The 12,553-nt window shown below is 50.6% G+C and carries 11 protein-coding genes; 3 read left to right on the top strand and 8 right to left on the bottom strand.

Going from position 1 to position 12,553, the window contains the following annotated elements; all coding sequences use genetic code 11:
• Positions 1 to 76 precede the first annotated feature (76 nt).
• Positions 77 to 1,369: a galactokinase gene (locus MTP40_RS07690; RefSeq protein ID WP_249259119.1), complete on the bottom strand. Its 1,293-nt coding sequence runs from the start codon at positions 1,367 to 1,369 to the stop codon at positions 77 to 79.
• A 224-nt stretch (positions 1,370 to 1,593) separates the two neighbouring features.
• Between MTP40_RS07690 and MTP40_RS07695 the strand changes: the two genes are divergently transcribed.
• The 3 genes from MTP40_RS07695 to MTP40_RS07705 are packed head-to-tail and all read left to right on the top strand — an operon-like array spanning position 1,594 to position 4,405.
• Positions 1,594 to 2,457 carry an AraC family transcriptional regulator gene (locus MTP40_RS07695; RefSeq protein WP_035394341.1) on the top strand — a complete coding sequence of 288 codons (864 nt, stop codon included), beginning with the start codon at positions 1,594 to 1,596 and terminating at the stop codon, positions 2,455 to 2,457.
• A gap of 28 nt (positions 2,458 to 2,485) precedes the next feature.
• Positions 2,486 to 4,135 (top strand): 23S rRNA (uracil(1939)-C(5))-methyltransferase RlmD, encoded by a 1,650-nt coding sequence (gene rlmD, locus MTP40_RS07700; RefSeq protein ID WP_249259120.1) that lies wholly within the window; start codon positions 2,486 to 2,488, stop codon positions 4,133 to 4,135.
• Between the two features lie 24 nt (positions 4,136 to 4,159).
• Entirely contained in the window at positions 4,160 to 4,405 is a 246-nt protein-coding gene (locus MTP40_RS07705) for a DUF6061 family protein (RefSeq protein ID WP_055058599.1), read from the top strand.
• 51 nt (positions 4,406 to 4,456) lie between these two features.
• On the opposite strand, the gene MTP40_RS07710 is transcribed toward MTP40_RS07705, so the two are convergent.
• The 7 genes from MTP40_RS07710 to MTP40_RS07740 all read right to left on the bottom strand — a co-directional run bounded on the left by MTP40_RS07710 (position 4,457) and on the right by MTP40_RS07740 (position 12,457).
• Positions 4,457 to 7,099 (bottom strand): ABC transporter permease, encoded by a 2,643-nt coding sequence (locus MTP40_RS07710; RefSeq protein ID WP_055058598.1) that lies wholly within the window; start codon positions 7,097 to 7,099, stop codon positions 4,457 to 4,459.
• Positions 7,100 to 7,114: 15 nt separating this feature from the next.
• Positions 7,115 to 7,786 carry an ABC transporter ATP-binding protein gene (locus tag MTP40_RS07715; protein WP_006858253.1) on the bottom strand — a complete coding sequence of 224 codons (672 nt, stop codon included), beginning with the start codon at positions 7,784 to 7,786 and terminating at the stop codon, positions 7,115 to 7,117.
• Between the two features lie 135 nt (positions 7,787 to 7,921).
• Entirely contained in the window at positions 7,922 to 8,821 is a 900-nt protein-coding gene (locus tag MTP40_RS07720) for a sensor histidine kinase (protein ID WP_156071037.1), read from the bottom strand.
• Positions 8,814 to 9,491: a response regulator transcription factor gene (locus MTP40_RS07725; RefSeq protein ID WP_055058960.1), complete on the bottom strand. Its 678-nt coding sequence runs from the start codon at positions 9,489 to 9,491 to the stop codon at positions 8,814 to 8,816. The genes MTP40_RS07720 and MTP40_RS07725 overlap by 8 nt, the downstream gene beginning before the upstream one ends.
• Positions 9,492 to 9,507: 16 nt before the next feature.
• Positions 9,508 to 10,680, bottom strand: coding sequence for a hypothetical protein (locus MTP40_RS07730; RefSeq protein ID WP_055058961.1), 1,173 nt, complete (start codon positions 10,678 to 10,680; stop codon positions 9,508 to 9,510).
• 34 nt (positions 10,681 to 10,714) lie between these two features.
• A complete protein-coding gene (locus MTP40_RS07735) occupies positions 10,715 to 11,341 on the bottom strand; it encodes an alpha/beta fold hydrolase (RefSeq protein WP_055058962.1) in 627 nt (208 codons plus the stop codon).
• Between the two features lie 12 nt (positions 11,342 to 11,353).
• Entirely contained in the window at positions 11,354 to 12,457 is a 1,104-nt protein-coding gene (locus MTP40_RS07740) for a DUF6076 domain-containing protein (protein WP_055058963.1), read from the bottom strand.
• Between the last annotated feature and the right edge of the window lie 96 nt (positions 12,458 to 12,553).

A 12,553-nucleotide genomic window follows, 5' to 3' on the forward strand; every position in this document is an offset into this window, starting at 1 on the left:
TGTAACATGAAAGAGCTTCACAATTCCGGCTTCTGCCGGAGTGTGAAGCTCTTTTTGTTTGGCCGGATCCAGATGTTCAAATGACCCGCAGGGCCCCCTGCTCCCGCAGACGGAGCAGATAGCAGCTGCCCGCACCGAACACCTTTTCTATCGCGTCGTGATATTTTGCCGTCAGCATACCGGGTACAAACGCCTGAATGGTCCCTGCAAAGCCGCCGCCCTGCATCCGCCAGGCTCCCCCCTGCCCCTCAAGCAGAGTCTGACTGAGGGCAAGCGCCACCGAGAGTCCCTGATGCCGTACGTCTGTGGAGCAGTAAACGTTCTGGCACAGGGCAAAAGAGGCGTGTCCACTTTCCAGAATCAGCTGCAGGAAAGCATTGAAATCCCCGCTGACCAGAGCATTCCGCTGGGCCAATGCGCGGGCATTCTCTTCAAAATAGTGGACTGCACGCAGAACAGCACGATCCCCGCAAGCCCTGCGCAGGCGTGGCAGAGCCGTCCAGAACTCCTGCTCCTTGACCTGCCCCAACACCTTACCGCCCAGACAAGCCGCCACCGATTCCATTTCATGCCGGATGGCCGCAAATTCACCGGTCAGCTCGCTGTGACTGCCCCGGGTATCGGTCACGCAAAGGGTCATGTCCGCCGGGAGCAGCCCTGCCGTGTGGATCTTTTCTATCCGGGGCTTCTTTGGGTCGGCAAAATCCGCAAAGATGACCCCTCCCACGGCGCTGGTCAGCTGATCCAACAGGCCGCTTGGTTTTCCGAAATATGTATTTTCCGCATACTGGCAGATCTTCGCCAGCTCCGGCGCTGTCAGCCCGCAGCCATATTCCCCGTTCAGGATGGCCGCCATCCCCATCTCAAAAGCCGCCGAGCTGGAAAGCCCGCTGCCCCGGAGCACGTCGCTGGCGGTATAGGCATCGAAGCCACCCACCGTCTTTCCCTGTGCCCGGAAACCTTCCGCAATGCCCCGGATCAGACTGGCCGAATGGGTGCTCTCGCCCTGCTGAGGCTCGGCCTCGCTCAGGTCAATGACATCCAGCTTGTTGAAACCTCGGGATTTGACCCGGATAAAACCGTCGTCACTGGGGGATGCCACTGCGACCAGATCCAGCGTCACCGCTGCTGCAAGCCCATACCCGTGCTGATGATCGGTGTGGTTGCCGCCCAACTCCGCCCGGCCCGGAGCCGAGTAAACATGCACCTGTCGCCCGGGGCCATAGTAAAGCTCAAACTGTTCCAGCGCGGCGGCATACCGCTGCCGCTGGCGGGCCAGCACCGCCGGTTCTGTGCCATAGAGCATGCAGAGCGCTTTGTCCCACTGCCCCGCAAGGATCTCCCGTCTGAGTTGTGCACTGGTCGCCATGGCTGTTCCTCCTCCACAAGCGTTCTCCGCAAAGTCCGTGCATGAAGGCTCCATGCACTTGGGTTAGCCTTATTGTACTTGATTCCGCCCTCTTTTGCAATTTGAATCCGCAAAAAATCCAATTTCAGCGCGAAAAACAAAATTTCGGATGTACTTTTGTTGAATTTGCAGATACAGTTATGATATACTGGGAATAAGAATGCGGTCAACTGGAGGAAACGATCATGGCAGATGTCTACAAGCAGTCCTTCAAGCAGAATTACACCAATAATATTGAATTATCCATCTTCAACTGTGGTCTGGAACGCTGTGCCCCGGGCCAGACCTGGGGCCCCGGTATCCGGGATCACTACCTGATCCATCTGGTGGTCTCGGGCAAGGGCACCTTTGAAGTGGGCGGCAAGACCTTTGAGGTCGTGCCGGGGGATCTGTTCTTTGCCCGGCCCAGTCAGCTCATCCGCTACTCTGCCGATGAGCAGCAGCCCTGGGAGTACAGCTGGGTCGGCTTCAACGGTGCCTGCGCTCACAAACTGGCGGCACAGCTGCCCTTTACCGACACTGCTCCTGTGCACCATACGCAGGACCCGGAGGGAATGCGGGCAGCTCTGACCAACATCTATTCTTCCCGCGGGTTAGAGCCTCAGGATGAGGCTGCCATGGTGGGGTACCTCTACCTGTTCATCTCTGCCCTGATGAAGGAAACCAGCGAGACGCGCCCCCACAATGCTTCCTCCTCCAATCAATATGTACTGAATGCCATCAAATACATCCAGTTCAACTATTCGCACGACATCTCCATCGATGATGTCGCTAAGAGCGTAGGCGTTTCCCGCAGTCATCTGTACCGGGTGTTTATGCTCAATGTGGGCAAGAGCCCCATCGATTATCTGACCGAATACCGCATCAACGAAGCCTGCAAGCTACTGAGGGCCGGCAACCTTTCCATTGCAGAGGTTGCCATCTCGGTGGGCTTCTTTGACCAGTTCTATTTTTCCCGGGTCTTCAAGCGGGCCAAGGGGATGCCGCCCAGCAAATACATTGCCGCCCAGAGCGAAAATGCAGATGCCCCCGCTTCGGAAGAAGCCTGACCCAATCCCATTCCAAAGGAGAATTTCCATGCCCTTACAAAAAAATCAGGTGCTGACCCTGACCATTGAGCGCCTGTCCAACGATGGCAGCGGCGTTGCTCACAGCCCGGACGGTGAGGCTGTGTTCATACCCGGCACCGCCCCCGGTGACGTTGCCGCCATCCGCATCGTTAAAGATTGCGGCCGCTACGCTTTCGGTATTCTAGATGCTATTCAGACTCCCTCGCCTGACCGTATCCCGGTAGATTGTGCAGTGGCCGGCCCCTGCGGTGGCTGCAGCCTGCGGCATCTGGATTATGCCGCTGAACTGCGCGCTAAGGGCGAAAGCGTTACCGATGCTTTCCGCCGCATTGGCGGGCTGGATGTACCCGTGCTGCCGCCCCTCCCCTCCCCCGAGATCGACCGCTACCGCAATAAGGTTCAATTCCCGGTGGGCCGTGATAAGAACGGCAAGCCCTGCATCGGTTTCTACGCCGGACGCACCCACCGCATTGTTCCCTGCCCCGACTGCAAGCTGCAGCCGGATGTGCTGAACAAGATCGGCAATACCCTCTGCGATTTCTTTGCCGCCCACAACATTCAGCCCTACGATGAGCAGACGGGCAATGGGCTGGTGCGTCATGTGTTTCTGCGCCGGGGTGTCCACAGCGGCCAGATCATGGTCTGTCTGGTCTGCACCCGGGCAAAGCTGCCCCACGCAGAGGAGCTTTGCCGCGCACTGACTGCGCAGTTTTCCGATATCGCTACCATCCTGATCAACGTCAACGCCAGAAACACCAATGTGATCCTGGGCAGCGAGACCCACACCCTGTACGGCCCCGGGTTCATCGAGGATACCCTCTGCGGCGTTCCTGTGCAGCTGGGCCCCTTGTCGTTCTATCAGGTCAACACCCTGGCCGCAGAGCAGCTCTATGGCATTGCTGCAGAATATGCTCAGTTGACTCCGGATGATCTGCTGCTGGATCTCTACTGCGGCATGGGCACCATTGGCCTGTCCATGGCAGACCATTGCCGGGAGCTCATCGGCGTGGAGATCGTGCCTGAGGCCATCGAAAGCGCCAAGGCCAATGCAGCCCGCATGGGTGATACCATAGCCGCAAAGAGCCGCTTCTTCTGCGCCGATGCTGGTAAGGCGGCCTCTCAGCTTGCCGCCGAGGGCCTGCACCCGGATGTTGTGATGCTCGACCCTCCCCGCAAAGGCTGTGACGAAGCAACCCTTTCCGCTGTCGTCACCATGTCCCCCCGCCGGGTGGTCTATGTCAGCTGCAATCCCTCCACCGCCGCCCGGGATGCCAAGTGGCTGGAAGAGCATGGGTATCGGGCAGAAAAGGTGCAGCCGGTGGACCTTTTCCCGAGGACGAAACACGTCGAGACGGTTGTCTTGCTTTCCAAGGGCGAGGTCGACTCGAAAAAGATTCGGGTTGAGTTCTCTTTGGAAGATATGGATATGTCCGAATTTCAGGATGGGGCAACCTACACCCAGATCAAAGACTATGTGCTGGAGCATAGCGGGTTAAAGGTATCCAATCTTTATATCTCACAGATTAAGAGGAAATGTGGGATTGAAGTTGGCAAGAATTACAATTTGCCGAAGTCCGAGGATTCCAGACAGCCACAGTGCCCACCGGAAAAAGAGAAAGCGATCCGAGAAGCATTCAAATATTTTGGGATGATCTAACATCCTGCAAAATGGAGGTTTCTTATGGATAGATTGATTTCTTGTGAGTTTAACATGGATACCGCTTGTGTGGAATTGAAATTTTTTGATGGCAGCAAGATTGCCATTGATACGATTGCGGTGGAAAACGAGGTTGCCGACAATATGTATCAGCGGTCAGAACTGGATTATCTGATCTACAATGACCCGATTGGATATGCAGACCTTGTTTTGAACGGAAACCCCGAAATTTATCTAAAAACTGTAACTGAATGTAAACCCTTAGATTAAAACTCAGCCCTCTGCCTTTTCCTTGGCAGAGGGCCGTTTTTTGCTTAACAGTTATTGAGCATCCCTTAATTGCTCTACAACGCTGCATTTCGCTGCGTTGTCATACATCATGCAAGGAATCAGCCACCCCAGCAGAAGAAATACCGGAATTGTCAGCAGGACAGGCAGAATGGTGAATCGATACTCAAAGAACCAGAACATACTGCCCAGCATTTTTCCTGCAAGAGGTCCCACCGCCAGCGACAGAATAAAGGCCGCCGCTACGGAGGACATTGCGTAAAATAATCCCTCGTAGATCAGCATGGTTTTGAGCTGCCGGTTCGTCATTCCTACAGCCTGAAGCACAGCAAATTCACGGCGGCGGGAAAGAATACCGGTCATCATGGCGTTGAAGAAATTTAAGAGTCCCACCAGCCCGATGATAGCACAGAGAATACCACCTATCAGAAGGAACATCTGCCGGAACTGAGCAAATTCAGAGCGAGCCGTGGCCTTGCTTTCATACATCAAGGGCGAAAACTCACCGGCAGTGAGCTTCGATAGATATTGCTCTGCTTCGGCCTCGTCAACTTCGTCCGCTGTGTCGAACAGGTAGAGCATCGGAATGGCTGCACCACCGCTGTCCCTCTGTGCGGTGTCCACAGACAAAACTACGTCATATCCAATACCACTATAACGATAACTCATGGAATTCGGAAGTTCTACCAAGGCGCAGACCGTGTACTCTACATCTCTGGCTCCATACAATTTTGCCTGAAAGTACTCCTCCGGTGTATCTTCGGTGAGTTCCCCGGTGCGGCTGTCGATATATTTCACATCGTCCGCATAGGTAACGGTGATCGTGTCTCCCACCTTGGGGTAGTATTCAAGATTGGGCAGATTACCGTAGTCATCTAAGGAAACCGCAATGGCAATGGCGTTATTGTCCGGCTCCAACATGGGAGAAATATCTCCGTCGAATACTTGCAGCTTGTCAAACAGACTGTTATCCAGAGCCTCGATTCTGGTATCTCCCATCACCATATTGCCCCGGTGCTCCAGACGGCTCATATGGCTGTCCAACTGCTCGGCGCTTTCGTACTTTGCATAGTCCTGCCGCAGAGCATTCTCCGTCATCCACAGGTAGGCGGGTTTTCGCACAGCATATCCCGTGCCGGAAAGACTGGCCTTTGTGTTTGCTGCGATCTCTTCGATTTGTTCTGGCGTGATGAATTCATCTGCCGGGTTGTAACGGAAATAGTCGGGCGTGCTGACGATAAAATCGGCGCAGGTCATGGCGGATACATACTTCTCCATGCTGAAGCCGCCCACAAAGGCACACAGCGCATTGAACAGTGTCACCGACAGTGCCAGAGACACCACCACCAGCACCGTCTTTTTCTTGTTTCGTCCCAGATTGGCAAAGGCCATCTGATGGAGCTTTGCTCCCCGGATGCTGCGCCGTTTTTTCTTGGTCTGCATCACATCCGTATATTTGGTAGCCTCCACCGGAGAGACCTTGGCTGCCATTTTTCCGGGCTTAGAACAGGACAAAAGCACCGTCAACAAGGCAAACAGCATGGACCCAAGGAAGATCACAGGCGAAGTGCTGATGGTGGTGATGCCTGTATCCAACTGGATGGAGTGCAAGACAACAGGCACCAAAACAGCGCCGATGCCGTAGCCCAGCAGCAGCCCCGCCGGAATGCCGATCAGACAAAGCAGAAGTGCCTGCTGGCGAATGATGCGTTTGAGCTGCCGGGGCGTTGTGCCAATGGTTTTCAGAAGTCCGTAAAACCGGATATCCCCTGCAACAGAGATCTGAAAAATGTTATAGATGATAAGATACCCAGTGAAAATCACCAGCAGCAAAAAAGCTGCTATGGCGATCACAAGTTCCGGATCAAGCTTCGACTCCAGCTGGGATGAGGTATATCCCCAGTTGACGCCGATCCGGACGCTGTTGGGATCGGTATAGCTGTCCCATGTGTAGCCAAGATCGGTATCCACCTGCTCCATCTGCCCTTGAATGTTTGTGCCGGAGGCCAGCATGACATTCAAATCGGTGCGGAAAGGCTGTAAACCTGTTTTTACTGCCTGCGCTTCGATGTCATCTGCGTAATCACGGCTGATGTTGATGTAATGAACAGGCATTAGTTCATCATAGTCCCAATAGCCTACCAGCGTAAAGGTATCTGTTACAGTAAAGGCGGTTTGATCCTTGTCCGTAATGGAATAGGAAACCGTGACCTCGGCGCCCAGCTCCGGCGTTACGCCAAGCAGCTGCAACGCTGCCGTATCCATGGCTACCTCTTTGCCGCTTTCGGGCATCCGTCCGGTAGTAGGGGTTGCATAGCTCCATTTAGTGCAGTTGGCATCCATGTAGCTGATCTCTGCCGGTACTTTGGCAAAGACCCCCTCCGCAGTGATACCGATTACCTTCCGTATCCCCGCAGCCTTCACCTTTGGGTGGGCAGCGATGCGTTCCGCCTGCTCGGGGGAAACATCCTTAAAGGTGCCGTGTGCATAGCCGCCTACCTGCCGAAACTGGTAGGTTTCATAGCTGGCGTTCAGTGACAAGACAATGGTGAACATGGACGTAAATAGCAGCGTTGTCAGCGCAATGGCAAAAATAGCGATCAGATTGCGGCGACGGTTCGCATAAAGAGATTTTAAGCTGAGCTTTCGAATACATTTTCTGTTTTTGACATTCATCGTAGCCACCTCCCGTTAGTTCTGGGAGACGATCCGACCATCTTCGATACGGATAATGCGGTCTGCCATCTGCGCAATTTCTTCGTTGTGAGTGATCATTACGATTGTCTGGGCGAACTTTTGACTGGTGACTTTCAAAAGGCTCAATACATCCTGGCTGGTTTTGGAATCCAGATTGCCGGTGGGTTCATCTGCCAGAATGATAGCGGGTGCTGCCGCCAGCGCACGGGCAATGGCTACCCGCTGCTGTTGACCGCCTGAGAGCTGATTGGGCAGCGCATCCAGACGATCATCCAGCCCAAGTGTCTGTACAATCTGCTGTACGAAATCCTTATTGACCTTGCCACCGTCCAGCTCAATGGGTAGAACAATATTTTCATACACATTCAGCACCGGAACAAGATTATATGCTTGGAACACAAAGCCGATTTTCCTGCGACGGAAGATGGTCAGCGCTTCCTCCTTCAGGGAGAAAATATCCTGTCCGTCCACCATGACCGTGCCACTTGTAGGGCGATCCAGCCCGCCCAGCATGTGCAGCAGCGTGGATTTGCCGGAGCCGGATGTGCCGACAATTGCAACAAATTCGCCCTTCTTTACACTTAAATCAACTCCATCCAACGCATGAACTGCGTTATTGCCGGAGCCATAAATCTTTTTCAGGTTTTTTGCCTGTAAAACTTCCATAAATGAGTACCTCCATGAAAAAATCTGTATGTATGAAAGGAAATGATCCTTTGATACATACAGATTATCGCATAGGAATCTTTCCACATTCTTTCCGGCGGAAAATGAAATCTAACAGTTTTGATAGAATTGTTGTTATTTCGGCAGAAATATGGAAAACGTACTTCCTTTTCCCGGAACGGAAGCAACCTTGATATAACCGCCCTCGCCGGATATGATCTGTCGGGCAAGGTATAAGCCGATGCCCACACCTTCTTGTTTCTGCACACTATTTGAGCGGTAAAAGCGAGCAAATATCTTCGCTTGCTCACTTTCCGGGATGCCTGAACCGGTATCCGATATATCGATCCTTGCAAACATTTCATAGCTTACGGCAGAAATAGTAATGGTGCCATGCTCTGTATATTTGATGGCGTTGTCTACGATATTAGCCAGCGCTTCCGCTGTCCATTTGAAGTCGAATACAGCAAAAGCATCGGTATCTTGCAGTCGCAAAGACAATCCTTTTTCAGAAGCCTTGGCAGTATATTGTTCTACTACGCTTTCAAGCAGCGGCTGCAGCGCTGCTTGCTGAGGGGAGAGTGAAATGATCCCGTTTTCCAGTCTGGAAAGCTTTACGAGAGAATTGATCAGAAATCGCAGCTTTTCCGATTGTTTGTACAGCGCCTCCACATTTGCCTTCGCCGATGCAGGCAGAGTTTCCTCCTTCAGAAGCTCGCTGTATAACAGCAGGTTTGCAATCGGCGTTTTCGTCTGGTGGGAAATGTCTGCAATCAAGGTTTTGATTTTGTCTTTTTCCTGCGCTATATTTTGAGAAGATGCTTCTGCTGCGGAAAGATAGTGCGCAAACTTCGTTTCCAATGCAGACAGCTGGCTTTCATCAAAATTGTTTTCAGAAAAGGAGCCGGTCATGGCAGCGTCTAGCATCCTTTCGATTTCTTCCATCGTTTTTCTGGCCTTTCTCCGCTCCCATAACACAACAGCTGCCGCCGCCAGAAAACACAGCAGTATGATCACAATGCCGGTTTTATTCATCTTTTGTCACCCAGCTATAACCGATTCCATAGACGGTTTTAATATATTTCTGTGCACCAAGCTTATCCCTCAGACGCTTGATCGTAACAGACAAAGCATTTTCATCCACATATTCTGCGCCATCTGTCCAGATCCGGTCTACAAGGTCTCCACGGGTCATGGTTCGGCCTCGGTTTTCAACAAGCAGACGCAGTAATTTTTGTTCGGTTTTGCTCAATTCCACTTTTGAATCTGCCACATAAAAGGTCATAGCCTCAAAGTCAAAGTGAAATAGATCCATATGGAACGGCGCATTTTTATGGTTTGACGCTTGCTTTCGCAGTTGGGTATTCACCCTTGCCCGCAAAACCGAAAGAGAAAAGGGCTTGGTAATATAATCATCAGCGCCTCTCTCCAGTCCGTCTACGATATCCAGATCGGTGTCATTGGCAGTCAGCAGAATAACAGGAATCCCGGGCGTGTTTTCCTTGATCTCCCGGAGCAGCTCAAGCCCACTGCCATCCGGCAGATTGATATCCAGCAGAACCAGGGATACACTCCCGCAAAGCAATTGTTCTCTTGCCGCTTTTAGATCATGGCAGGATATAATCTGACGGTCATCTGCTTTCAGCGCTTTGCATAAGCCTTGATTCAAACCGATATCATCTTCAACAATCAGTAATTGCTCCATGTATCTCACTCCCTCGTTATTCAAAGGCCACCATTATTTCCTTGGGTAATTTTTCGTTCTCACAGTTCAGAAGATAGGCGATTGCTCTGCTTGCAAATTTGTTCGTTTTCACTGTATCCCAATCGGCAAGCAAAATGACCTCTGCCTTGCCGTTCTCAAAATCTAATGATATTTCGCCCCATTCGCCGTCGCAGTCTGCCTGATATTCGTAGATTGCGGCGGCGATTTTCTTTTTTCGCTTGGTCTTGGATTTCTGTTTTAGCCGGACTGCATGGATTGCGCCCTCGGCAACCAAAAATTCCGTCAACTTGTCCACTGCTTTTCGGTAGGCTCGTTCTGCACCGCTGGCTGTACTGCCCTCAAACATAACCGCCAGTTCTTCAAAGGTGGGGCGGTCTTTCCATGAGCTGACACGCCCACAGGTCATGCAAATTGCTAATCGTTTTTCGAGCAAGGTCTGTTCCCGGTAATTCAGTTTCTCAAATGCCCGCTGCACCTTTTCTGCCTGTATGCCGTTCCAGAGGATATCGGTATAGTTCCAGCTATCGTCAAGGGCTACATCCTCGCCTGTTTCTTCGCCGTCCTCGTCTGTGACATAGAAAGGCTGCTGATTGCGGATACCTCGCACAACTTTCAGATAGTTTTCGGCAAGAGCAAGATCACAGTTGTATTTCTTGGAAAACTCGTTGACCGCATCCTTGGTATTGTGGTACAGCCAAGCCATTGACCGCACCATTTTGTAATTAGTCAGAGAGGATACCGACCATTTTTCTTCGCCCATGCGAAAACGGAGCATAGCATCCCGGATGAACGGATAGATGTATGTAGCATACTCTGCGCCCTTGGTAAGGTCATAATCCATCAGTTTTTGGAGCATTTGTTCCCGGCAGGAGAGCTTTATATCTATAAATCGGTCTGTGTCGTACAAATCGCCGCCATCCACACCGAGAAAGTCTTTGATGCGCTTGTTAAGCTGCGGCTCGTAGTGGTGTAGGAAGAATGAGAAATGTATCAAATTCTTTTCCTGCAAGGCAGACAGGATATATTCGTTCAGACTGCCTACCTTTGGCGGCTCAGGTTCCAGTTGGAAGATGCGCTCTGCCACATAGGGAATGATACCATCACCGTGCGGATTGACTTGGTGTTTCGGTATGTATCCGGTCATATTCCATGTAAAATCACTCAGCATAGCGCACCTCCCTTCTCATTTCTATAAGAATCCCTTAAGACATTCTTTCATAAAAAGCATGAAGTATTTCTGCCAATTCCTGCGGTGATTCAATATTAACTTCATGTCCGGCACCAATAATCGTTTTTAATTCCACGTTCTTAAGCAATTCTGCCAATTCAATAGAAGCATTTTTATTCGCAGTATCTTTCTCGCCATATAACAATAGTGTAGGGCATGATATTTTGTGCAGAGAGTTGTTAAAGTCCAACTCCATCATGGTTTCGCATAGAAGTAAGAAATCAGCTTTTCTAAATCCCATTTGTTGAAACATGGATTTAGGCATAAATCTAAAGAGAAGATTTTGAAATTTCAGAAGCTTCTTGGGCATTTTATATTGTGTGGCGATAAGCACCAAGGAGCGAACTTTTTTCGGATATTGTATAGCATAGTTCAGAGCTAATACGCCCCCAAGCGATAAACCGCACAAATCAATAGGCTCATCATATTGATTGCAGTAATCTGAAAATGCAGCATATAGATTATCATAGGTCACTTCTTTGCTATGAACTAAATCAGGAAGATTCGGACACAAGCTGTAATCAGTAGTTTGCAAAATATCTATTGTTTTTGTCCAACTGTCAGATGTTTGTCCTAATCCATGCACATATATTTGTTTCATATTGTTCCCCCACTAAATATGTATCTTAGCTTCTGCAAGCAAAGCAGCCTGTTCCATTTCTTTTTCATAAGCTCCTTTGGCATAAGCAACATCACTTTTTGCCCGGAGTTCTTTATCTTTTGCCAGTTTCTTCATGACCTCCGCAAGGTCAGCGTCCAGAGTACCACGCTTTACATAGCGATTTATGGTGTTCAGCCTCTTTTCATATATCTGGATAATCGGATGATCGTCTGCAAGCTCTCGCTGTTCTCTGCCTTTTAGATTGCCGATCTGCCGGCAAGTGCGGTGCAGCTTGTCCCCCGGTGCATAGCCGCCGCAGTATTTGGTGTGCCTTGCGTTGGTGGTGAGGAACCACTTGCCGCAGATTTTGCATTTTTTCGGGGCATGACCAACACATAAGCCCTCAAAAAGATCAGACCGGAACATCCCTACAAAGGATACATAGTGCATCCGCTTGACCAGCTTCGCAACTTTTTCGCCGGGACGGATGACCGATATATACTGAACGGAATTGTTCAGGGTAGACATCCAGGCATTGCCCTCTGTGATAGAAAACTCCGGTGGGAAATAGGTGCCGAACATTTTCGCAAAGCCCTCTGCGGTGCGGTCTGCTTCGTTTCCGTCCGATTGTTCTGCAAAATCAAGCATCGCCTTTTGGTATTCCTCAAGGGAGTAAGCCAGATGCCCGCATACAGCGGTATAGCGCTGGAGCATCACCGCATCAGCATATTTCGGAACTTCTTCGAACGGTAAAGAATTGGTTACGGCTTTTATGGCGAACTCCACATATTTCAGAGCATTGTCCGCAGTAAAGACCCTTTCTATTCGTTCCCGGTGCTTTGGTATATCCATATAGGAGAACGGCGGCGTTTTGCTGAGAATCTCTAACATTGTCAATGCAGCTTCCTTTGCCATTGGAAAGAGTGCAGAAGTATCCTGTCCGGCATTCAGCATCCCGAGCAGCAGATTGATTTTCTCGCATTGCTCGTTCATTTTTGTAATAGTATCCGCAGGAACATTCAGTGCATCACAGGCAAGCGTGCCGACAGGGAATGTTTTGCCCTCATATATGACCGTATCCTGCCAGAAGTCCAATGTCATCAATTCTTGGTTCATGCTTACCTCCTGTCCTGTTTTTTCACTTTCTTAATTGTATCATGCTAATGTAAAGAAATCTACATCTATCAATAAGTTGTCCTGTTTTTTGAAACG

This window comes from Faecalibacterium sp. IP-3-29, assembly GCF_023347335.1.
Lineage (GTDB): Bacteria > Bacillota > Clostridia > Oscillospirales > Ruminococcaceae > Faecalibacterium > Faecalibacterium duncaniae.